This is a genomic window from Marispirochaeta aestuarii, from assembly GCF_002087085.1.
GTDB lineage: Bacteria > Spirochaetota > Spirochaetia > JC444 > Marispirochaetaceae > Marispirochaeta > Marispirochaeta aestuarii.
Map to the genome: position 1 here is coordinate 169,899 of NZ_MWQY01000003.1, position 22,620 is coordinate 192,518.

Below are 22,620 nucleotides of genomic sequence, written 5' to 3' on the forward strand. Positions count from 1 at the left end.
ACAACCATGATGCGAAGTATACGGAAATGCAGAAAGATCATACCCCTTTTTCTTCTGATCCTGATGATTTTTACCTCCTGTACCGACGGAGGGGCCGGGATCTTCTACTCCATCGAGATAGAAGAGGAGATAAAAAACCGCTCCCTGCCGGACTACCTGACGGCTTTCAGTTATGCCACAACCAGTTCGGACAGTATGTATTATCTGGCAGGCGGAGGCCTTTACCGATGGGACTCTTTAACCCCGTCCCAGGAGTGGTCGGATCTGTCCCTGCCCTCGGGCTGGAAATACACCTGGCAGGTAGCGAGTAACGGTACGGACACCCTCTACGTCATACTGGAAAACAGCGACGGAGACCGTTCAGCCCTGTATTCCTGGGACGGCACTGACTGGCAGAAGCCTATTGTAGTCTGGGTAGGACGACCTTACCGGCTGTGGTTTGCTGAAAACGAACTGTACGTTGCCACACAGGAGACCGCCAACGAAACCGACAAGATCTACAACTACAGGTTGTATCATGCAGATGATGCTTCCAACCTCTCCTCAGGTTTTTCCCAGGTAACTGTCGGCGGTTCGCCTTTTGTCTCGTCCAATAAGCCCATCAGGGATCTGGATGCAATTCCTGCCGGAGACTTCTTCTTTATAACATCAGCGAAGGTCTATAGCGGAACCGACGTTACTTTCAATGAATCGGTTTGGCCGAATCGTTACCTGCGGAAACTTCACTATTCCCCCCTCCTCTCTTCCCTTTTTCTCTCCGCCGGAAGCCAGTCCATCAACGGTTCCGGCTACGTATACAAGTGGAACGGAGTAGACGATTGGGATTTTGTTGACTCCGTCGGCGACGACCCCAACGATTTTGAGGATGTCACCTTCGGAGGATCAGACTACCTGCTTATAGGTACGGAGAATGGCTATTACGAAAGCAGCGATGGTAATAGCTTTACCGGGGAATCCGCCACCATCGAGTCCGCGTCGAAATACGAGATTACCGACCTGTCATCCGCGGTTGTTCAGGGACTCTTTGACGGCCCCGGAAACATCTTCTTTGCCATGACCTCCGGCAACGGTCTCTGGAGAAACACCGCCGGTACCTGGTCCAGGGAATAAAAAGGGGAATCAGGGCGCGGCGTAGAACTCGTCGGCCCCGATATCCGGAAAGGGCCTGATTCCGTGGGCGGGATTGGGCCTTTTTTGTCCCTCCAGATCCGGCAGCCCGATTCCGCTCTCGATACCCGCATCCACACAGGCCGAGTTTTCCCGTAAACGGTAGCCTTCATCGGCAAAGCTGTCCCCGGGAGCCTCCCCGATATTTCCGTCTATCCAGCCGCCCAGGGGATCCCCATCGAGACTGTTCAGTGCCGCCGGGTCGGGGACCGGACTTCCGCCGTACTCCGCCGTGCGGGCCCAGTCTCCGAAGTTGCAGTTTCTGATACTCCAGGCATCGTTCTTTTCTCCCCGCAAGGCGGTTCCGGAAGGTCCCCGGCTGTTGGAAACAATGCTGTTTGTCATAAACAGCTGGGCGCCGCTGCGGCTTATTATACCGGAGGGACGCTCCCGGGAGGACGAAACCAGCAGACTTGAATGAACCATGCTCAGGCGTCCGCCTTCCAGATCGATGAGAACCGGCTCCCCCCTGGCGGAAAGCGAAGCTGTACAGTTGAGCAGGTCACTGGATCCTTTCCGTTGACGCAGCATGAAGCTGAAACCGGCTTTCTCCTCCGTACTTACATTGCAGTGGCGCATCGTCATCTGGCTGTCAGCCAGGACAAGAGCGGTATTACCGTTCTGTCCACCCAGTATTATCTGCGTCTCCCGGATTTCCAGCCGGGAAGAGTCAGCACGTACGGCAATCGGCGTCTGGGCACCGACGGCATGTATACTGCCACCGGTAATATGCACCTGGCCCCTTACCAGCTGCAGAGCGACGGCAGACCTGCTGCCTGAACCGGAATACAGTTCCGCTCCCCGCAGGCGTATATAGGCATCTTCCCCATTCACAGAGGCTGTACGGGAGCCCTTTCCGGGCCGTATGGTACTTTCCTGCAGAGTAAGGCTTCCCCCTTTCATACTCACCGCCGTCCAGTCTCCGGAGACATCCTCGGTAAGCGTGAGAGTAGAACCTTCGATGTTAATACTACCTCCGACGCTCTGGAGTATACCGCGTCGACCTCCGCGATAGATCACGGTATCCGTGATAGTTATGACGCCTCCCTCCTGACGAAGCAAATAATCAAATACGCTCCCCGCTGTTGTATCGATATCCCGAAGACGAACATCGACCTTCCCGACAGTCATGGGAAGGCCCGCCCTTCCCCGGGGATCGCTGAAAAGGAACCCCTGAATACTGCAATCACTGTTTATCGCGAGAATCTCCCTTCCCTGAGGAAAGTACTCCCCGCTTTGTATGGTGCTTCTTCCTTTCGGTTTCCAGTCTTCAGGATCAAGACCGCCGATCAGTTCAAGATCCCCGCTTACAACAAGCGGGCGCTGAACAGTGTAGCTGCCTTCTGCAATGTAGATGGTACCCATCTTCAGAGAAACAGCCCGTTCAAGGGCCTTCTCCAGGGACCTGAAGGGGCGCAGCCTGGTTCCCTCAAATAAATCGTTTCCGCTTTCGGCAACATAAATTATGTCTTGATCCAGCAGTACAGTCCATTCAGCTTCCCTGCTCCGGTTCCCCACCCGGTCAAGGGCAACGGCCCTGACAATAACGGAGCTTCCTGCTTCTCCCCGGGTATCGAGCTTGATGGTTCCGGTATATTCCCTTCGCGGCTCATCACCGTCAAGACTGTAGAGTATCCTGTTACCTCCAGCCTCCAGTTCAATCGTTTTTTCCCGCAAACCGGAAACGCCGGAGCCTCCCTCCACCAAATGAGGAAGTCCGGGTCCAAGACGGTCGATGGTAAAATCCAGGTATTCCTCCGCCTGAGGAACCCGGGACTCCCTGGTGGGATACAAACCGGCCCGCAGGAAGAACCTTCGCTCCATTCCGGCGGGCACATTCAGAACCATCTCGTCCTCCATGAGAGGAGAATACGGTCCCAGCTCGTCGGCTTCCGAATTGATACCGAGTTCAAAGCGCACAAAGCCCTTATCAGCGGGAATCACCGGTTCGACTACAAGCCGGCCGGGGTATACACCACCCCTTTCCACTCCCCGAATAAGAGCACTCCCTCCTTCGCCGACGGGAGATTTGAGCCTCATGGTCCTGACTGCAGTGGTGATCCCCGATTCGCTCTCAAGATAATACTGAACTGAAGAGGTCCCGCCTCCCGGGGATCTATCAAGGCTCAGGGGCGATGTATAGACCCTCCAGTCACTCCCTTCCTCAAGACGATAAAACAGCCTTGTACCGGGAGGTACCGGCCAGCTGATCTGTACGGGACCTTCGAAATCGTTATAATCCACCAGAGGTTCCTCCGGAGTCAGTACAGGACGCCGGTCGATGGTGATGACTTCACGCGGAGTTTTAAGGGATCTGTTTCCGGCTTCGTCAAAGCTGCGGTACTCAAGCTGAAACACGGTAAGTGCACCTTCGGTTCCGGAAAGTTCGAGGGGATCCTGGTAGGGAACAAAAGGAATCATCCCTTCCCGGGATATATCATCCCCGGTAATAAGGCGGTATTCTATCCCTGCATTCTCAGGGGCCCTGAGCTCGACCCGCAGGGGAGCACTGCTTATCCGGCCCTGGGGAATACCTGAGCTTGCAGGCTCAGGAGGCGCCAAACGGTCGATTCGCAGATGCAGAGAAGGTTCCATGTCCCTGCGGTTTCCCGCAGCGTCAATCATGCTCAAGGCAATGGTAAAGGTCCTTTCCAGACCGTCCTGAAGACTGATCCGGCGTGGTCCGGTGTATTTATCGCCATACAGCAGAGGATCAGATTCGCCGGGAGGAGCGGACTCCCCGCCGATTAAAATATATGCGGTCTCATCATCCGGCAGTTCACCAAGGGACAGAACAACATCATCAGCACTGATACCGGATTCGGGTATGCCGAAAATCTCCGGGATCTCCGGTGCTTTTCTGTCCACAACGAACCTGAGAGTAGTAATGCGTCCCGTACGGCCCCGTTCCGGAAAAACGGGAAGCAGTTTAAGCTGATAATAGACCTCGGTGCCCTCTTCAGTTGCAATTGCAAGATCCTGAAGCCGCGGCGAGTTAATGTCCGGGTCCGGCGGTTCCCGGGAATCGGTTCCCAGGGAATAGACGACGTCCAGGTCATCCTCTTCGCTCCTGAATCCCGGATTGAGAACCGGGTCATTATAAACCCGGCGATCCTCCAGACCCATTATACCGGGCAGTTCAGGCAGCCTTTTATCAATCCTTAGGTCTGACCGGGCGATATCACTTCTGTTTCCCCATTCATCCTCTGCAAAGGCCCGTATCCGGTACAGCTTCAGTTGTTCAGCCTCTCCTTTCAGCTCGAAAGACTCCTCGTAAAGGGAGAATTCCTCTTCCCCTTCCTCCTGTCCGGTACCTGCAGTCTGTTGGTTACCCTCCGGTTCAATCAGGGAATAGAACAGAGTACCGCTTCCGGAAATACGGACCGTCCCGCCTTCCAGGGAAATCGAAGGAACAGGCGGCGGCAGACGATGGATCTCCGTCCGGATCTGTACCGGAGCGGAGAGGTTTCCCGCAGCGTCCCTGGAGGCGAAGCGAAAAAACCGCCGGGAGTTCATTCCCCAGGGGGTATGCAGTTCTTCTCCGGACCAGACCGGAGAAATCCCGGAAATCTCCCGGGTGGAGGACTCATCATCTCCGGATTCAAAAACCACCAGCGCGTCGCCCTTTGCAGCGGCCTCGATGCGGACCGCCCCGTCCCTTTTCTGTTCTCCCACCATAAGCTCCGGCGGTTCCGGAGGAAGAAGGTCATAGGGAATAAGACGTCCGGAGACCGGACCGCTGATTCCCTCTGTTGATACCACCGCCGCTTTTATCATCAGGTTGCCTTCCGTATCGGACAGCGGCGGAGTAAAAGGCCCGCTATAAAGGGGAGAGCCGGCATCGGGATCGGAACCGTCCAGGGTGTAATGGATTCTGCTCTGGTCGGAGGCCAGTATCGATATTAGCGGGGCTTCGGAATAGGGTGCAGTTCCGGAAACGCTGATTGAAGGGGCTTCCGGTTTGCGGGTGTCAAAAACGTAGAAGTAACGGTAGTGTGGTGCGGTTTTGTCCCCCGAAGCCTGGAGAAAAAAGCGCAGGCCGTAATAGTGCACCCCCCCCGGGGGCGCCATCAGGGTCAGCACTCCTTCCATGGAAGGATCATCACCGGTGGGCCTTCTTTCTTCAAAGGTATAAAAAACAGGATTTGCACTGAAATCGAGGGACTGTCCTTCCCGGTATACGCCTGAATCAGGAAGTCCGGGAAGACTCTCATGGTTTCGGTCTTCCTGTACCGAAAATTTTACGGTCTTCACCTCTGTAAATGTTCCATCCGGAAGCCTGCCCGCGACTGACAGGGTAAGGTCTCCCCGGGCATCTTCCAGCAGGGTTCCACCGGAAAAACTCTCTCCCGAGCGTCGGGGATCCCTGCCGTCGGTGGTATAAACGAAGTCGGAAAGTCCTGTGCTTTTAACATAGAGAAACTGCGGATTGCGATAGACCCCTTCCGCGGGACTGAGAATATCGAAGGAGTACCTGGATTCCCGGGGCTTTGTACTTACCACATATTCCCACTGGACAAGTCTGCTCAGGTTTCCTGCTGAATCTCTGGAATACGCGGATACCCTGTACGGCTTTATCCTTGGCTGCAGAACGATATCTTCACCCTGCCAGGTACGGGGTTTTTCTGATATATGTTCGTCCACGGAATAGAAAATCGCATCCTTCCTGGTGTGAAAAGAAAGGCTCAAAGGTCCCGAATAGGTTCCCGGTTTCGGTTCCATTTCCGGTTCCGGAGGAATCCGTTTATCTATATGGTATTCGAATACTCTGAGATTTTCGTTTCCATCCTGGACCGGCCGGTCGGAGATCTCGATTCGATACGTTCGCTCCTCCCCCGGAAGGGCACTGAGACGGAGAGGGAACCTGCAGGGAACAAAATGATCAGGGGAAATACCTGTAAAACGATAGTAAAACCGTGTTTCCCCTGTGTCTTTAAATTCAAGCAGAACGGACTGATTGTATTCTCCCGGGGGATGCGACAGCTGGACTGACTGCCCGTTCAATTCAGGCAGGGAACAGAAAAACAGCAGGAAGACCAGAATGTACAGTTCCCGGGTTTTTTTCATTCCAGCGCGCTCTCCAGGGCCTCCCGCAGAAGAGGATCGTTACTTCCGGCATAGTAGTAGCGTTCCCTCTCTTCACTGGTGAGCCCGATCAGCTCGTGACTCGCGTAATGGATCCAGTAGTCCTCCTCGGGAGCATTGATACTCAGCTTGCGACAGTAGTAATCAGGCTGAAGGGGAAGCCGCTTCTGCTCCGGGATATACTCGAGGATCTTGTAGTCATGAACGGCTATCTTGATGTCTTCCCTGGGAATTCCTTTATCGATGATAATTTCAGAAAGATGGTTTATCGTGCGGCCGGAATCGAATATATCGTCCACGAGAAGAACCTTATCCCCGTTTCGCAGATACGATGGATTGTAGGTCCATCCGTCAACCATAACCCGCTCCTGTTGACGTATATCCGTATATGAGCGGGCGACTACGGCGGCATAGAATACGGGCCTGTCGTTTCTGCGGATAGCTTTAAAATATTCACTGATGATATTTCCAAGATAGGCTCCGCCCCGCAGGGATACATAGATTACATCGGGGACAAAACCGTCCTTGTAAATGGAATAGGCCAGCTTTATGGAATTGTCCCGCATTGTCTGATATGGCAGAAACTCTTTTTTCATGTCCTTTACCGTCTCTTTTTTCAGTTCTGTTTCATTGGGCCCATCATGAGCTCCAGATCTTCACCGCCCCTGTGTACACTTAGAGCAAGCGCCTGGTCTTCCGCCAGTTTCAAGGAGGAGTAGAAGGCATCCAGGGAATCTATCTCTGTCTTCCCCAGACGGGTAATTACGTCGCCGGATTTAAGACCGGCAGACTCCCCCGGGGTGCCCTTATCCACGGCGAGCACATAGACTCCCCTTTCCGGGATCTTCTCCATCTCCTCCCGCAGTGCATCGGTAATGGGATAGAGACGCAGTCCGGGCCAGAACTTGTCCGACCTGGCACGAATTGTATCATCATCGGCCCGTTCCTCTATGGCCACCGGGATTTCCAGGGACTCACCGTCCCGCAGAATAACAAAATCACTGTTGCGGCTGACCGGCAGATCGCTTACCGCCTGGATCAGGTTGTCGGCATTTTTAATCCGGCGTCGACCTACGTTCAGAATTATATCTCCGGGACGTATGCCGGCTTTCTCCGCCGGACTGTCGACATAAATATTGGTGACCACCGCACCGGAAACATCGTCTTCCTTCATGCTTTCAAGGATATCGTGACTCGTATCGGTAATACTGACACCCAGCCAGCCGTAGGCGACCTGTCCGGTTTCAATAAGCTGATCAATAACGTTTCTGGCACTGTTGATGGGTATGGCGAAACCAAGACCGATACTGCCGCCGGTAGGGGTCGTTATCCAGGTATTTATACCTATTACCCGTCCCTTCAGATCCACCAGGGCACCGCCTGAGTTCCCCTGGTTTATGGACGCATCGGTCTGTATAAAATCACTTATATCCGTAGGCCCGGACCTGTGCAGCCCGGATATGATTCCCTGGGTAACGGTACCGCTGTACCCGAAGGGGTTGCCGAGGGCGACAACAAGGTCGCCTATTCGCAGGGAATCGGAGTCCCCAAGGCGTGCCTCCTGAATATCCACTCCAGGCGCCGAAAATGAAACCAGAGCCAGGTCCCTCCGGGGGTCCTTTCCTATCAGGTCTGCAGGATAGATTCTGCCGTTGTGCAGGGTTATGCTTACCTCGTCAGCCTCACCCACCACATGATTATTGGTTACAACGTAGTAGGTATCCCCATTACGACGGACAATAACCCCCGACCCCAGACCCTGGGTACGAAACTCCCGTTCTTCCGACTCTCCTTCGCCGTCGGGGTCCGGGAAGAAAAAGTCCCAGCCATCGAGATCAGGGACTTCCTGGGAGAAGATGTCCACAGTATTTACCTGCACCACAACTGGAAGGGTTTTGTCTGCGATGTCACGAAAATTCTTCTGGATCGTAAGAGAGGTCAATCCCGCACAGCCTGAAATCAGGAATACAAGAGCAATAAGAAAAAACAGCATCATTTGCTTTGGTCGAATTGTCATTATTTTTCTCCCAGCCGCAGCGGGCTCCTTTCTATTGTCGAACAGGTGATGCATAATCTCAAGTCCGCGGACGGGTCAGTATTTCCGTTCCATCCTCGAGGATGGCAACGGTATGTTCAAAATGGGCCGAGGGTTTGCGGTCTGCGGTTACCACGGTCCAATCATCATCCAGAATAACGACCTCATGAGTTCCCTGGTTGATCATGGGTTCCAGGGCAATGACCATTCCCGGTTTTAAACGGGGATTCGGCCCTCTGCCAACGTAATTCGGAACCTGAGGTTCCTCGTGAAGTTCAATACCCGTTCCATGACCGCAGAAGTCCCGCACTACCCCGTATCCTGCTGAATCGGCATGTTCGAATACTGCCCGTGAAATATCCTTTATCCGGTTCCCCGCTACTGCTTTACTTATCGCGATATCGAGACACTCCCGGGTTATATCCATGAGCTTCTGCTTCTTTTGATCAATTCTCCCCACCGGCAGCGTCAGAGCCCGGTCACTGTAGTATCCGGAAAGATTGATGCCCATATCAATACTGATAATGTCCCCTTCCTTTAGTTTTGTACCGTTGGGTATACCATGTATAACTACTTCATTTACGGAGGCACAGATGCTGGCCGGGTATCCCATGTATCCCAGAAAGGCGGGTTCTCCGCCGCCATCACGGATTGCCTTTTCCGCGGCTTCATCGAGTTCCTTTGTACTGATTCCCGGTACAACAAGGGGTTCCAGGAGATCAAAAACCTCAGCCAGAAGACGACAGGATCGTCGTATTCCTTCCAGCTGGGTCCGGTTTTTCAAACGTATCATATATACTCCTCAGTGTGTTCTATTCCATTTTACCCAGAGCATTGATCATCAGAGTTGCGCGTAAATTGGATGGATCGAGATCCAGGGCATAGCTAAGGGCATTTGCAGCATTCTTTCTGTCCCCGGCGGCCATATGGGATTCGCCGATTCCAAGCCAGACCATGCTCCGGTTCTGTGCTGATAAATCTTCACGAAGCGTAAATATCTCATCCGCTCTGCTGAAAGCATTCAGGGCCCTTTCTGCCTCTCCGGCTTCCAGGTACAGACGTCCGGCATCGTAAAGATACTCCCAGTGCTTGTTTTTCTGATATGCCGCTTCGAATTTTTCAGCAGCTCCGGCGAAATCGCCTGTAAGGGAAAAATAGAGCCCCTCCAGCAGGTCCTGATCAGGTCCGTTTCTCTGCTTTTGCATAGTCAGAAGAACCCGCAACCCCTCCTGGTCCCGATTACCGAAAAGACGCCATCCGAGAAAAAGAGCCAGAGAATCGCCCTGCTCTCCGTGATAGGAGTCCCACAATCTGGCGGTGCTTCCCTGAGAGCCGGCTCCCAGCTCGAGATCCGCAAGCCGAATCCGTGCCTCGGGATGTCCTTCTGCTACATCAAGAAGCCGCGTGAAGGTCTCTTTAGCAGAGACAAAAGCTCCTTCCCGGTAATAAAGCTCACCAAGTCTTTCCAACAGCACCCTTGATTCGGGAAATTTTTCCAGACCTTTTTTCAGATACTCCTTCGCAGAAGAGTTATCCAGTACAGCCATGTTTAGGTAGGGCAGGACGGAGTATTCGGGCGTATTCTGTATCAGATCCCGATAAATTTCCATGGCCTCTTTTTGCCGTGCCAGGGCGATGGCGAATTCAGCCTGGTATAGTTTCAGTCCCGGATCCTCCTGTGCCTGTTCCCCCATCATCTCCTGTATAAGGACCAGTCCATACTGGGGATCAGCTGCATCGTAGGCGATCTGGAGAGAAAGCTCCGGAAAACGGCTTTCCGTTGAGTTTTTCAGAAGCCTGTTCGCCTCCGGGATGGAACCCTCCTCTGCGTACAACAGGGCTGCATCGGCGATCAGTTCGGGAGAGTTCCACTCCCGTCCGGCGGCGGAAAACAATCGCGGGTCTCTGCTGTTGAGCAGTTTGATGAGTCCACCGCTGGAGAAACTGCTTTCCCCAGCCTGCTTTTCCAGATACGTGTCAATTTCCATCCCCGATGAAAGCAGACTCTCCGCCCTCATTCCCAGAAATCGGGGAGAAACAAGTTTTTCCTCGCTGATTTCCACTGCCCGTTCCGGATTACCCTTCATTATAAGAGCCCTGCAGTAGATAAACCAGAGATCCTCCCTGCCGGGGAAACGTTCAGCCCCGCGGCGGGCAAAATCGGTGAAAATGGAGACACCCCTGCCGTTGACGGCAAGCTGATGGCTTCTCTTTAGAATCTGGAGATACTGAAAACTCGATAGATCTACCCGTAAAAGGGGGCGCAGTGTTTCAAGTGCCTCACTTTCCCGGCCATAGTCAAGGAGACCGTCGAATTCGCTTAGAAGGTCCCTGAATTCAATATCCCGATAGAGGATCTGCCGGTGATCATAGAAGGAGTATGCAAGGATTGAAACAAGAAGGAGTACAAGGATTTTCGGTAAAATATCCCATTTATCTTTTTTCATGATGAGATTTCAGTATTCCGTCCAGCACCCCGTTTATAAAGCGGTAGGATTCATCGCTGCCGTAAATTTTCGCAATATCAACGGCTTCATCGATGGTAACGGTAGCGGGTATATCCTGCTGAAATTTCAGAGCATAGGCACTCATACGCAGTATTGCAAGATCTATCTTGCCGATGCGCTTGAAATCCCAGTGCTCAAGATGTCCGGAGATACACTCATCAATAAAGTCGAGGTTTTCAATGGTTCCCAGAACTATAAAACGGGCGAAATCAAGGGTTTCCTGCTCGTAACGGGCCCGCATCTCCTCATCTATCCAGGGGAAAGTGGCGATCTCTTCCGGAGTCTGAGGATTTAAGTCCCAGCTGAACAGGGCCTGAAAGGCCAAAACCCTTCCCTTGCGACGTGATCCCATGAGCTACTCGAACACCTGAATATCTGCTTCACTTCGCAGGGTACTCACAACACGACTGTAGGCATCGTGAAGCGCCTGTTGCTGTTTTTCGTTAATAATCAGTCGGCTTATATATTCCCGTACGGTCATTGGATTTGTAGGACTCAAGGGGTCGTTCAGGGAAAGAATCTTAGCATCCCGATGTTCGGTTATTTTAACGATGTGAAAACCAATGTTGGAACGCAGTACACCTGAAACCTGATTCGTTTCCAGACTGAAGAGGCGGGCAAAGAAGTCTTTTCCAAAATATGCTTCGGCCCTGGCGTCATCCCGGGCCAGGTATCCGAAATCACCGCCGGAATATCGTGAACCTGCATCATCGGTGTACTCGCTCACCAGGGAACTGAAATCGGCGCCCTGACGGATCTTTTTATGGATATCCTCCGCCTTCTCGCGAAGACCATCTACAGCGGCTTCATTCTTGTTCATCGTGGAAATGAAAATCTGACTGAAACGGATAATTTCAGGATTGACCAGGCGGGTAGCTATTCTGTTATACCGCTCCTGAATATCTTTTTCCGCCGGAGGACTGATAGTATCAATGACATCGGACTGGGTCTGCATTACATATTTCTGCTGAAGCAGCTGTTTGCGGATGGACTCACGGATCTCAACCCAGCTCATCCGGGTCTGCTGCTCCATAAGCTCCCGGAAGCGATTTTCAGACAGCTGCTCTGATGCTCCCATCTGTCCCCGCTGCTGCAGCTGCAACTCCACACCCTTGCGCTGATTATTCAGCGCTGCGGATATTTCGCTCTCGGATACGTTTATTCCGTCCCGTTCAGCGGCCTGCTCAATGAGGATTTCTGCGATCATGGCATCCAGGACCTGTTTTTCTGTCTGGGGAGGAATCCCGAGGCGGGCCTGAACCCGGACTTCTTCGGTCTCTTCAACCCGCTGCTGCAGCTGTCCCTTCGTTATGACCTCGGTGCGAATAAGATTTATCATCGCCGCAGGTCCGTCCAGGGGGGCAGCCGTTATCTGCAGAGAGCAGAAAAATATCAGGACAATGATAAACAGGCATCCGACTTTCTTCATCCCAGACTCCTACTCAAGGTGCAGCTTCTTCCCGATGGCCTCGGCCTCTTCCGGTATACGGAATACATCGGAGAGTTTCAGGAACATTCCCTCATGCTCCATGGCCTTCATGAGGACCCTCAGGGTCTTGCTGTTCCGCAGACCCTTTTTTGCCAGGAAGGCGAAACTGCGTTTACCCGCAACCATTCCGGAATTGGATAGGAATCGCGGGATGGACGGATCAATCTTACCGCCGAAAAGGGTGGTTCCGACAGCTCCGAGGGCGATATAATTGTAGATCGTCAATTTTGTATTGATATCCCGTTCACCATCGATCAAATCGACGGAGACCCCCTGGCTTTCAATCCCCCGGGCCAGTGACCGGGAGATCTCGGTCATCTCCTTCTTTTTGGATCCTGGAAAATAGACTACCGCCGCTCTCACTGTAACTCCTTTATCCAGTAAGGCGTGGGCCTCACCGGACTATTCGGCTGCGTCCTGATTGGCTCCACCCTGATCAGGATTCTGATTCCACCATTCCGTTTGCGCAGCATCATTTGCCATTCTTCGGGCTGCACCTTCCACGTCGCCTTCAGTGTCACTTACGTTTATCCAGGCGAGGGCAAAGGCACTTCCCATGAAGATGACACCGAGAATGGATGTAAAGCGGGTAAGAATATTACCGGAGCGTGATCCAAAGGGCGTGGAGCTTCCTCCGCCGAACATTCCGCCCAGTCCGTCTCCCTGATCGTCCTGGATAAGGACAATAAAAATAAGCAAAAGGGCGCTGATGACAAACAGAATCATCAGTAATACAGAAACAATTACCATAGCTGTGTGCTCCTAGGCATCAAATTTTACGATCGGAACAAACGAATCAAGCTTCAGGGCAGCTCCGCCGACGAGGGCCCCGTCGATATTTTCCATACCCATCAACTCTTTCGCATTATCAGGCTTAACGGATCCGCCGTACTGAATGACAAGATCCTCAGCTGCTTGTGCAGAATACAGCCCGCTTATCTTCTTTCGGACGGCCTTGTGAATAGCATCGGCATCCCCGGGGGTAGCGGTTTTTCCGGTACCGATGGCCCAGACAGGTTCATAGGCGATGGTGACCTTTTTCAGGTCCGCTTCGCTTACATCCTTGAGGCTGCCTGCGAGCTGCCCTTCCACCACTGCTTCGGCCTTTCCGGCTTCCCGCTGTTCCAGGGTCTCACCCACGCAGAGAATAACTTCAAGTCCCCGGGAAATAGCCAGGCGGACTTTACGATTGATGAATTCGTCACTTTCTCCGTATATAAGACGACGTTCCGAGTGTCCAAGGATAACAACCTCAACTCCCAGATCCTTCAGCATAAGAACGGAAACTTCTCCCGTGTGTGCGCCGGATTCCTGGTCTGACATATTCTGGGCACCCAGGATTATTTCGGAACCCTTCAGGCTCTTAGCCACCGCATCAAGAGCGGTAAAAGGAGGGGCCACCATAACACGATGGGCGACACCGGAAACCTCCTTCTTGAGCCCTTCCACAAGTTCGAGAGCCTCTGCAACAGTTTTGTTCATCTTCCAGTTGCCGGCAATAAAATATCTTCGCATGTCTTTTCCTTGTCTTTCGTATAACAGAACTGTAAAGCCCCGGCCTGTACGACCGGGGACCGCAGAACTATTCTATCAGCTTATTGTGTTAATGCAACTATTCCAGGGAGGGCTTTGCCTTCAAGGAATTCGAGCGAGGCTCCCCCTCCGGTAGAAACATGGTCGATGCGATCGGCAAAATTGAATTTATTGACCGCAGCTACGGAATCTCCGCCGCCCACAACTGTCGTGCCCGGGCACTCCGCGACATAACCGGCGACTTCAAGGGTTCCCCTGGCAAAGGCATCGAACTCAAAGACTCCCAGAGGTCCGTTCCAGACTACATTTTTGGCAGCAGCAACGGCAGTCCTGATTCCGGCCAGGGTCTTCGGCCCCACGTCCATGCCGATTCTGCCCTGGGGAATGTCAATTCCGTCGACCTGTTCGGGTTTTGCAGACTCGGAGAATTCGGAGGCCACAACGTGATCCAGGGGCAGAATCACCTCGACTCCCGCCTCATCCGCCTTTTTCAGGAGGGATCTGGCTGTGTCAAGGAAGTCCTCTTCCAGAAGAGATTTGCCGATTTCGTGGCCCTGGGCCTTCAGAAAGGTGTATGCCATGCCTCCCCCGATAACCAGGGTAGTGCATTTCGGCAACAGGGATTCGAGGACAGCGATTTTCGTGGAGACCTTGGCGCCGCCGATGATCGCGACGAAGGGTCGAGCCGGATTCTCAAGAAGTGGAGAAAAAAACTTCACCTCTTTTTCGATAAGAAACCCTGCGGCCGCCTCCAGATGGTGGGCAACACCTTCGGTGGAAGCGTGTGCCCGGTGAGCGGTACCGAAGGCATCGTTCACGTATACATCCCCCAGTTTTGCCAGGGACGCTGCGAAACCGGGGTCGTTTTTGGTCTCCCCCTCGTAGAAGCGAACATTCTCGAGCATCATGACATCCCCGCCTTTGAGGCCGGAAGCAAGCTTTTCGACCTCGGCGCCGATACAGTCGGGAGCCATGATTACGTCTTTTCCAAGAAGCTCGCCCAGCCGGACAGCAACGGGAGCCAGACTGAAAGCCGGCTCCCGGGCACCCTTGGGCCGCCCCAGATGGGTCATGAGTATTAGTGACGCCCCTTCCTGCTCGAGAATATACTTCAGGGTCGGCAGAGCTGCCTTGATACGGGTATCATCGGTAATCGTCCCCTCCTTCAAGGGGACGTTAAAATCAACCCGTACCAGAACCCGTTTGTTTTTCAGATCGATATCTTTAACTGTCTTAAGGGACATACAATATTCCTCTAAAATTTATGCTGATTATACGATCTTCTCAGCAAGGTCTACTACGCGGTTGGAGTATCCCCATTCGTTGTCGTACCAGGAAACAACCTTGAAAAACCCCTTGCCGAGTTTCATGGTGCAGAGAGAATCGAAAACTGAAGAGTGGGGATTGCTCTTTACATCCATGGAGACGATGGGTTCATCGCAGTACTCGAGAATTCCCTTCATCGGGCCCTTAGCGGCCTCTGCCACAGCTTTATTCACTTCTTCCACGCTGGGATCCTTCTCAAGCTGCACGGTAAGGTCTACAACAGAACCGGTGGGAGTGGGTACCCGCATTGCCATACCGTTCAGCTTTCCGTTCAGGTCGGGGATTACCAGACCGACAGCCTTTGCTGCACCGGTGGTGGTGGGAATGATTGAAAGCGCTGCGGCGCGGGCCCGGCGCAGATCCTTGTGGGGAAGATCAAGAATATTCTGGTCGTTGGTGTAGGCATGAATTGTGTTCATGAGCCCCTGAACAATACCGAAATTGTCATGCAGGACCTTGGCAAGGGGGGCAAGACAGTTGGTGGTACAGGAAGCGTTGGAGTATGCGACGTACTCATCACTGATCATATCGTCGTTAACGCCGAGAACAATGGTCTTGTCGATGGTATCCTTGGCGGGAACCGTAAGGATGACCTTCTTCGCGCCGGCTTTGATGTGGTCCTTGTAGCCGCCCCGGGGGCCTTCTGCTGTGGTAAAGATACCGGTGGACTCGACAACGACATCGACACCCAACTTGCCCCAGGGCAGGTTTGCGGGTTCGCGGACGGCGAAGATCTTTATCTCCTTTCCGTCTACAACGATAGCGTCTTCCTTAACCTCGATCTTTTTATTGTACACACCGAAAGTTGAGTCATATTTCAGCAGGTGTGCCAGGGTCTTGGGATCAGTAATGTCGTTAATTGCGACAACTTCAGTGTTGTCACGCTCAAAAGCAACCTTGAAAACATTCCTTCCAATTCGTCCGAAACCATTAATAGCAATCTTCATCCAATTCCTCCTGGAAATTATTTACCTTTGGTGACCAATATATGACAAAGCCCGAACATGTGTCAATTAACCGGGAAAGGGATATAAAACTGGAAAATATAATTTATTGTATTGTAAGCAGTTCCTGATAGAGCCCTTCCCTCTGATCGTCTTTCTTCGGTACCGGCGGAGGAGCTTCTCCCGGCATGATCAGAATGTCTCCCTCGTTTATGTAATCAAAGAATCCCAGGGCTTCGATCGTCCCCTCCGCCACGAGATCATCGATACCATCAACGGTAAAACGCCCCACCATATCATCCTCACTGTAGGCGAATCCGAGACGGTCCCGCAGAAGGCTGACAGCCTCGGGAGGAAAAATAAGAAGCTCGTCTCCCTCCTCGAGGCCGTCGAGGGCACCGATATCAAGCAGTCCGGCATCGAATTCCCGTCGCAGAAGATTGCCCCGCAAGGGCAGTGAAGCGTGAATTCCCCGAACGGCGCGGTCAAGAGCATCGCTAACCCTGTCGTTGCCGGTTCTGTATACCTTCCGTTCTTCCATTCCTGCACCATTGACAGCGAGATACATGTCCGCGTATACAGAAAAACTGCGCCGGGTTTCATCGAAGGAAAGAAGCAGGAAATACTCATCTCCCCGGCCTCTCGCAATACCGAAGGCCTCTGCAAAGGAAGATACCATCCGGGCCCGGAGATCCGTTACGGCGACCCTCTCCATTGAGCTCAGAAAGTCCACAAAAAGATCCGCGGCAATCCTTTCGCCCATATATTTTTCCATGGTTGATTCCGAAGGAATATAGAAAACCCCGAGGCGGTACTCGTTCCGTTCGATTTCGAACTGCCCGAGCCCCCAGGACTGTGCAATCCCGTCCTCCTGAAGACTGCGCTGAATTTCCAGTTCATCCAGGATATCCTCAGACTGAGTTCCTTCATCAACGATTCCCTCAAGATAGCTGAGATACTTTGCGTAATAACCAAGAGTCTTCCAGACCTCCGCATACCGCATACGGTAACGCGCCTCCGATGGTTGCAGCTGTACTGCAAGACGATACTCCCGTGCCGCCTTGTCCATGAGAAAACGGGATTCGAACTCGATTCCCCTGTTCAGATGATACTCCGCCAGAGTCTCCCGCAGCGGGTGATCCCCGGGGGTACTGCGCCTGACCAGGGATTCCAGGGCGTAACGGGTCAGTTCGTCGTCCCGGCGGCTGCGAAACACGGAGGTATAACTCCGGATCGCCTCCTCAGGTCGACCTGCCATTTCATATGCCATTCCCAGGGAATAGAGGGTACCGGCATCTGCAGGATCCACTTTAAGGGCGTTCAGAAGATACTCGATCGCTTCGTCAAACTCATTTTTCAACAGCAGAGCCCGGGCAGCTGTAAGCAATGCAGGCTGATAGTCCGGCTGAAGAGAGACGGCGATACGGGCATGATGGAGGGCATCGTCAAAGCGCTCCCGCCTGATATAATGCCGGGCGACAGCTACCTGCACCTCGGGACTGTCTCCATGATACCGCACCGCCGCGGAGACGTAGGTTTGAGAAGCTTCCTGGCGTTCCAGCTCATCGGAGAGAAGCAGAAGCCCCAGAATAATCCGCTTGTCCCCGGGGACCCGGGCAAGGGCGTCCTCATAGGTCTGCAGTGCATTACCCACCTCCCCCTGAGCCACGTCCAGTTCAGCCAGCCCCAGCAGGGCTTCCATATTGTTGGGCTCCGCCTCGATAACCTGGGAAAAAATCTTCCTGGCCTCGTCGAATCTTCCCAGACCCACCAGAATCCTTCCATGGAGCACCTGAAGAGAGGTGCTCCCCCGGCGCAGTCTGATGGCATCCTGTATATAATGGAGGGCGTCCTGATACTCACCAAGAAAGAAGAATGATTCCGCGAGGCCGATCACGGGGTCGGCATAGACCGGATACCTGCGTACAAGCTCGGTATAGGCTTCCACGGCCTGATAGTATTTTCTGTTCTCCTGCAGATTTCTTGCCCGCCTGTAGGCCTCGACCTGAGGGGCCTCGGCGCCGAGAGGGAACAGGAAGAGAAACAGCAGAATCGCGGAATAAAACCTATTCACCTTTAACATCACCCTTTGTTTCGCTTTTCCTGTTCTGATCGATTATTTTTACCGTCTTTATTTTATGTCCGTCCATCTCCTGGATAATGAAATTCAGGTTCTGGTAGCTGACCTTTTCAAACTTCACGGGGATCTTTCCCATCAGATCAAAGACAAATCCCCCCAGGGTGTCGAAATCATCCAGGGGAAGACCGATGCCCGTCTCCTCCTGCAGGTCCTCAAGATTTACCCGGGCGTCACAGAGAAAAACCCCCTCGCCTATCTCCAGGATATCCTCAACTTCATTATCGAACTCGTCCTGGATCTCTCCAACGATCTCTTCGATTATGTCCTCCATACAGACAATGCCTGAAACACCGCCGTATTCATCCACCGCCACGGCGATATGCACGCGGCGGCGTTTGAACTCCTTTAACAGGCTGTCGAGTTTTTTGCTCTCGGGAACAAAATAGCCTTTTCGGGTCAGAGCACGGACATTTATTTCCTGAGGTTTGAACATGTATTTGAGCAAATCCTTGGCGTAGAGAACCCCGATTACATTGTCAATCGTCTCTTCATACACCGGGACCCGGGAGTGACCGCAGTCAGTAAGGATTTCCAGCAGTTCCGGAACTCCGGTATCCACTGAAACAAAGACCACGTCTATTCGGGGAACCATGACCTCCTTGACAGTGGTATCGGAAAGTTCGACGATACCGCGAATCATGTCCTTTTCTTCGATGTTCAATGAGTGATACGACTCGTCCCCGTCGTCTTTATTCGCCTGAAACAGCTTTTGAAAAAAGGTAGGTTTCTTCAACTTTTTTCTTCCCCCATGAGCCGACTAAGTATCTTCTCCTGCAACTTCAGCATAGGTTCGCTCTCACTGCTGCTTTCATGATGATGACCCGCAAGATGCAGGACACCATGGATGGACATACGAGAGAGTTCCTCTGTAAAACTGACACCGTACTCCATCGCCTGCTCCTCGATTCTGTCTACGGCAATCACGATATCTCCCGCAGGGACAGGACCTTCCCCGCCGGATGCGATTTCACTGTCACCCTGAGGAAAGGAGAGGACATCGGTAACCTCGTTTTTATTGCGATAGCTCTTGTTCAGATGCTTGATCATCTCTCCGTCGCAGAGAAGTACGGATATCTCCCAGTTATCGATTTTCAGATAGTCCAGGACTCTGGAAATAAAACCTCGATACTCCTCGATCCAGTCGGGTAATTCAATCCTCTCAAGGGTTATTTCTATACGGTTCATTGAACAGCCTCTTTTCCTTCTTTCTGTTCAGGATACTCAATCCGGGTATGGAAATGACCCGCCAGAATCTGCACAAAAGTGCGCTTGATCTTTTCCAGGTCCTTGAAGGTCAGGTCGCAGTTATCAAGCTGATGGTTCTCGAACTTTGACATTATCTGCTTCCAGATAAATTTATCCAGCTTCGCAACCGTGGGATTCGCCAGAGTCCGGGTAGCCGCCTCGACGGTATCCGCCAGCATGACAACAGCCGCTTCCCGGGATGCGGGGGGAACGCCGTTATATGAGTAATCCTCCGGCTTGGTACCCCCGTCGGACTTCAGGGCTTCGACGTAAAAATAGTTGATAAGACCGCTGCCGTGGTGCTGGGCCACTATTTCGATTACCTCCTCCGGGAGTTTCAGTTCCCGGGCCTTCTCTATACCTATCTTAACATGAGATTTAATGACAGCGGCGGAAAGACTGGGTTTCAGCTCGTTATGCTTGTTGTCGTTATCCGGCTGGTTCTCCACAAAATATTCGGACTGGTCAATCTTGCCGATGTCATGATAATAGGCTCCTACCCGGGCAAGAAGAGAGTTCGCGCCGATCTCCCGCGCTGCGGACTCGGCAAGGTTTGCCACGCTGACACTGTGGCTGTAGGTTCCCGGCGCCAGGGTGAGCATCCTGCGGAAAAGGGGCGTATTCAGGTCTGACAGTTCTATGAGGCGAAAGGATGTGGGAATATTCAGGATATGCTCGAAAAAAGGCAGTAATCCAATATTCAGTATCGAGCAGAACAGGCTGTTCAGTACGGCAAAACCTGCGAGAGACATGAACTGCCCGGGCTGAAGCCGGCCGAGAAAACCGATTACCGCAGCAATGCCGATATGGGCAAGAACCAGATAGAGGGTGGAACGGACCAGTTCAAAACGTTTGTCCGCCCCAAGGACCACAATAGCTGCGGCAACTCCGGAAAAGAAGGCAAAAACAAGCTCAAAGGGATTTGACCGGTTGATAAGAAGAAGACTTATGGAGAGAACCAGTCCGAGATTCACCGCGACACGGGGAGAAACAAGAAGAGCAAGCAGCATGGTTACCAGGGCCGTGGGAAAGAATACTGAAATCGGGAGCCATGACGGAACAGGAGCCAGTTCCGAAATCAGTACCGCGGCAACCAGATAGATAACGGAAACGGATAAGATAAAATATAACTGGCTCTCCTTTAGCCGGACACCCGCGTAACGACTGCTGAGAAGCCAGAATGTGAGCAGGTAGAGGGCGATCATGAAAAAACCGATGCCCAGCATGCCCTGAAGATTGAAACGTGCCGAGGAGTTTCCGATGGCCAGGATCTTCTCCATGTCGTCCTCGGTAACGATAAAACCCTTGCGGACAATACGCTCACCGGGATCGAGCCGGACCACCACCGGGCTAAGCTCCTGGCGGGCCCGTTCGCGGTTGCGTGCTGTCTGGTCAGGATCGTAAAAGGTGTTTGCTGCGGCGAAAACCTGGAGAAGATTTGTATAGATGGGTATGAATCCTGCGGAGACCCCCAGGTCGGCAAGGTCCTCCCTGACCCGGTCCTCCAGATTTTCAGTGGTATAAAGCTCCGAAAGAGGGACTTCCTCGTGTTCCCGGCTGCCGTTCCGCCAGCGCCAGATATCGATGATGGATTCCTTCTGGTCCCACTGATCCGGGAATCGCACCAGGCCGAAACGAAGAATTCTGCGCAGAAGATCTTCGCAGATTCCAAGATCAAAGGGACTGCGGGCCACCATGAGGATGTCCCTGATCTGATCCGAGGTAAACAGTCCGGGATACTCAGCCTCGATCTGCAGAATGGCAGTCTCTTCGGGTAAGCGCTGGGAAACGGTACTCTCCACGGTTTCAACAAATCCCCGTAAAAGGGAGAGACTCCGCTGGGTAATATCCTCTTCCACCTCGAATATGGGCCGGACAAGCTGAACCCTGGCTGCAATCTTCAGGTCCGTTGCTTCCTGATCGATATAAGATATTTCGCGGTCCAGGATAAGGTCGTTCTCCGCGACCTTTCCCGCCTCATAATCCGACAATCGGGCCCGGGTAAAGAAACCGCCGGCCTGGGTGCTGATAAAAAGGAAAACGTAGAGGATCAGAAAACTCGATACTACAAGAAGAAACCTCCGTCTTCGCCGGGGCATGGATGAGGGAAAATAGTTTTCGATACCGGCGGTAAAGCCGGTTTTAGCCTTGCGTTTCATAAGCCTGAATTATCTTTTTCACCACCGGATGCCGAACCACATCATGGGCGGTAAAATAGGAAAAAGCGATCTCATCGATACCGGCAAGCACATTGACCGCGTCGACAAGTCCCGACTTCTTTTTGACGGGAAGATCTATCTGGGTAATATCACCGGTGATTACCGCCTTTGATCCTTCCCCCAGCCGCGTAAGGAACATCTTCATCTGCTCCACCGTGGTATTCTGGGCCTCATCGAGGATGATGAAAGCGTTGGAGAGGCTTCTTCCCCTCATATATGCCAGGGGAGCGATCTCGATTATGCGGTTTTCCTCAAGACGGCTCACCGTTTCATAGGGCACCAGAATATCCATGGCGTCGTAGAGGGGCCGCAGATAGGGATTTATCTTCTGAGCGAGATCACCGGGAAGAAAGCCCAGGCTCTCTCCCGCCTCTACAACAGGACGGGTAAGAACGAGCTTTCGCATCCGCTTGCTCAGAATCTCCTGGAGGGCGTAGGCGATGGCAAGAAAGGTCTTGCCGGTACCCGCAGGCCCTACTCCGAATACAATATCCTTCCCGGTCATGGATTCGATATAGGATGCCTGGTTGGTACCCCGGGGGAAAACCTTGGTGGAGCTGCCGGGAACATTAAGAACAGTCCGCCTGAGCAGGGCCAGTTCGGTGTCGTTGCCCTCGTGCAGGGAACGGTAAATACCGTGGATGAGGTCCCTGTCCGGGGCATGACCGTTCTTCAAATGAGTCTGAAGTTCCCCGATAAGCTCCCGGAAGACCCTCTGGTCCTGGGATTTCGGTGAATCCAGAACGAGCTGATTTCCCCTGGTATGGACACGGGAACCCAATACGCCTTCAATATACCGGAGGTTCCGGTCGTTGACCCCGCAAAGATCATGCAGGATCGTATTATCCTCTAATACTATAGTCACGTCGTCTTTCACTGCGTCTACGTAGTGTAATGGCGCTCTTCCATTAAGGTCAAGCGGGAAAGAGC

General features: G+C 52.8%; 18 protein-coding genes. 1 reads left to right on the forward strand and 17 read right to left on the reverse strand.

Annotation, left to right across the window (positions count from 1 at the left end; all coding sequences use genetic code 11):
• Positions 1-6 precede the first annotated feature (6 nt).
• Positions 7-1,110 (forward strand): hypothetical protein, encoded by a 1,104-nt coding sequence (locus tag B4O97_RS03800; protein WP_083048491.1) that lies wholly within the window; start codon positions 7-9, stop codon positions 1,108-1,110.
• 9 nt (positions 1,111-1,119) lie between these two features.
• Here B4O97_RS03800 and B4O97_RS03805 read toward each other — a convergent pair whose 3' ends face one another.
• The 17 genes from B4O97_RS03805 to B4O97_RS03885 all read right to left on the reverse strand — a co-directional run bounded on the left by B4O97_RS03805 (position 1,120) and on the right by B4O97_RS03885 (position 22,555).
• Entirely contained in the window at positions 1,120-6,234 is a 5,115-nt protein-coding gene (locus B4O97_RS03805; RefSeq protein ID WP_083048492.1) for a chitobiase/beta-hexosaminidase C-terminal domain-containing protein, read from the reverse strand.
• The gene (locus B4O97_RS03810; RefSeq protein WP_083048494.1) at positions 6,231-6,848 is read right to left on the reverse strand and encodes a phosphoribosyltransferase; all 618 of its coding nucleotides are present in this window, start codon (positions 6,846-6,848) and stop codon (positions 6,231-6,233) included. Before B4O97_RS03810 ends, B4O97_RS03805 begins: the two co-directional genes overlap by 4 nt.
• Positions 6,849-6,868: 20 nt before the next feature.
• The gene (locus B4O97_RS03815; protein ID WP_158084140.1) at positions 6,869-8,269 is read right to left on the reverse strand and encodes a Do family serine endopeptidase; all 1,401 of its coding nucleotides are present in this window, start codon (positions 8,267-8,269) and stop codon (positions 6,869-6,871) included.
• Between the two features lie 58 nt (positions 8,270-8,327).
• The gene (gene map / locus B4O97_RS03820; protein WP_083048498.1) at positions 8,328-9,080 is read right to left on the reverse strand and encodes a type I methionyl aminopeptidase; all 753 of its coding nucleotides are present in this window, start codon (positions 9,078-9,080) and stop codon (positions 8,328-8,330) included.
• Positions 9,081-9,099: 19 nt separating this feature from the next.
• Positions 9,100-10,734: a tetratricopeptide repeat protein gene (locus B4O97_RS03825; RefSeq protein WP_083048500.1), complete on the reverse strand. Its 1,635-nt coding sequence runs from the start codon at positions 10,732-10,734 to the stop codon at positions 9,100-9,102.
• Positions 10,721-11,146 carry a transcription antitermination factor NusB gene (gene nusB, locus B4O97_RS03830; RefSeq protein WP_083048502.1) on the reverse strand — a complete coding sequence of 142 codons (426 nt, stop codon included), beginning with the start codon at positions 11,144-11,146 and terminating at the stop codon, positions 10,721-10,723. The genes B4O97_RS03825 and nusB overlap by 14 nt, the downstream gene beginning before the upstream one ends.
• Before the next feature lie 3 nt (positions 11,147-11,149).
• Positions 11,150-12,223 (reverse strand): peptidylprolyl isomerase, encoded by a 1,074-nt coding sequence (locus B4O97_RS03835; protein ID WP_083048504.1) that lies wholly within the window; start codon positions 12,221-12,223, stop codon positions 11,150-11,152.
• A 9-nt stretch (positions 12,224-12,232) separates the two neighbouring features.
• Positions 12,233-12,646: a hypothetical protein gene (locus B4O97_RS03840; protein ID WP_096348836.1), complete on the reverse strand. Its 414-nt coding sequence runs from the start codon at positions 12,644-12,646 to the stop codon at positions 12,233-12,235.
• Positions 12,647-12,685: 39 nt separating this feature from the next.
• Positions 12,686-13,033: a preprotein translocase subunit SecG gene (gene secG, locus B4O97_RS03845; RefSeq protein WP_083048505.1), complete on the reverse strand. Its 348-nt coding sequence runs from the start codon at positions 13,031-13,033 to the stop codon at positions 12,686-12,688.
• Positions 13,034-13,045: 12 nt separating this feature from the next.
• Entirely contained in the window at positions 13,046-13,798 is a 753-nt protein-coding gene (tpiA, locus tag B4O97_RS03850; protein ID WP_083048507.1) for a triose-phosphate isomerase, read from the reverse strand.
• 80 nt (positions 13,799-13,878) lie between these two features.
• Complete coding sequence (locus tag B4O97_RS03855) at positions 13,879-15,060, reverse strand: phosphoglycerate kinase (RefSeq protein WP_083048509.1); 1,182 nt, start codon at positions 15,058-15,060, stop codon at positions 13,879-13,881.
• A 27-nt stretch (positions 15,061-15,087) separates the two neighbouring features.
• Positions 15,088-16,089, reverse strand: a complete 1,002-nt coding sequence (gap, locus tag B4O97_RS03860) for a type I glyceraldehyde-3-phosphate dehydrogenase (protein WP_083048511.1) — start codon at positions 16,087-16,089, stop codon at positions 15,088-15,090.
• Positions 16,090-16,192: 103 nt separating this feature from the next.
• A complete protein-coding gene (locus B4O97_RS03865; RefSeq protein ID WP_158084141.1) occupies positions 16,193-18,160 on the reverse strand; it encodes a tetratricopeptide repeat protein in 1,968 nt (655 codons plus the stop codon).
• Complete coding sequence (locus B4O97_RS03870) at positions 18,153-18,932, reverse strand: hemolysin family protein (protein ID WP_233142897.1); 780 nt, start codon at positions 18,930-18,932, stop codon at positions 18,153-18,155. Before B4O97_RS03870 ends, B4O97_RS03865 begins: the two co-directional genes overlap by 8 nt.
• Positions 18,933-18,955: 23 nt before the next feature.
• Positions 18,956-19,411 (reverse strand): rRNA maturation RNase YbeY, encoded by a 456-nt coding sequence (gene ybeY, locus B4O97_RS03875; RefSeq protein WP_083048515.1) that lies wholly within the window; start codon positions 19,409-19,411, stop codon positions 18,956-18,958.
• Positions 19,408-21,630 (reverse strand): HD family phosphohydrolase, encoded by a 2,223-nt coding sequence (locus B4O97_RS03880; RefSeq protein WP_083048517.1) that lies wholly within the window; start codon positions 21,628-21,630, stop codon positions 19,408-19,410. The genes ybeY and B4O97_RS03880 overlap by 4 nt, the downstream gene beginning before the upstream one ends.
• Positions 21,614-22,555, reverse strand: a complete 942-nt coding sequence (locus B4O97_RS03885; protein WP_233142892.1) for a PhoH family protein — start codon at positions 22,553-22,555, stop codon at positions 21,614-21,616. The genes B4O97_RS03880 and B4O97_RS03885 overlap by 17 nt, the downstream gene beginning before the upstream one ends.
• Positions 22,556-22,620: the final 65 nt, after the last annotated feature.

Bases quoted from the DNA above. Each gene is read 5' to 3' on its own strand.
- B4O97_RS03800 (WP_083048491.1), top strand. From the start codon at position 7: ATGATGCGAAGTATACGGAAATGCAGAAAGATCATACCCCTTTTTCTT.
- B4O97_RS03805 (WP_083048492.1), bottom strand. From the start codon at position 6,234: ATGAAAAAAACCCGGGAACTGTACATTCTGGTCTTCCTGCTGTTTTTC.
- B4O97_RS03810 (WP_083048494.1), bottom strand. From the start codon at position 6,848: ATGAAAAAAGAGTTTCTGCCATATCAGACAATGCGGGACAATTCCATA.
- B4O97_RS03815 (WP_158084140.1), bottom strand. From the start codon at position 8,269: ATGACAATTCGACCAAAGCAAATGATGCTGTTTTTTCTTATTGCTCTT.
- map (WP_083048498.1), bottom strand. From the start codon at position 9,080: ATGATACGTTTGAAAAACCGGACCCAGCTGGAAGGAATACGACGATCC.
- B4O97_RS03825 (WP_083048500.1), bottom strand. From the start codon at position 10,734: ATGAAAAAAGATAAATGGGATATTTTACCGAAAATCCTTGTACTCCTT.
- nusB (WP_083048502.1), bottom strand. From the start codon at position 11,146: ATGGGATCACGTCGCAAGGGAAGGGTTTTGGCCTTTCAGGCCCTGTTC.
- B4O97_RS03835 (WP_083048504.1), bottom strand. From the start codon at position 12,223: ATGAAGAAAGTCGGATGCCTGTTTATCATTGTCCTGATATTTTTCTGC.
- secG (WP_083048505.1), bottom strand. From the start codon at position 13,033: ATGGTAATTGTTTCTGTATTACTGATGATTCTGTTTGTCATCAGCGCC.
- tpiA (WP_083048507.1), bottom strand. From the start codon at position 13,798: ATGCGAAGATATTTTATTGCCGGCAACTGGAAGATGAACAAAACTGTT.
- B4O97_RS03855 (WP_083048509.1), bottom strand. From the start codon at position 15,060: ATGTCCCTTAAGACAGTTAAAGATATCGATCTGAAAAACAAACGGGTT.
- gap (WP_083048511.1), bottom strand. From the start codon at position 16,089: ATGAAGATTGCTATTAATGGTTTCGGACGAATTGGAAGGAATGTTTTC.
- ybeY (WP_083048515.1), bottom strand. From the start codon at position 19,411: ATGAACCGTATAGAAATAACCCTTGAGAGGATTGAATTACCCGACTGG.
- B4O97_RS03880 (WP_083048517.1), bottom strand. From the start codon at position 21,630: ATGAAACGCAAGGCTAAAACCGGCTTTACCGCCGGTATCGAAAACTAT.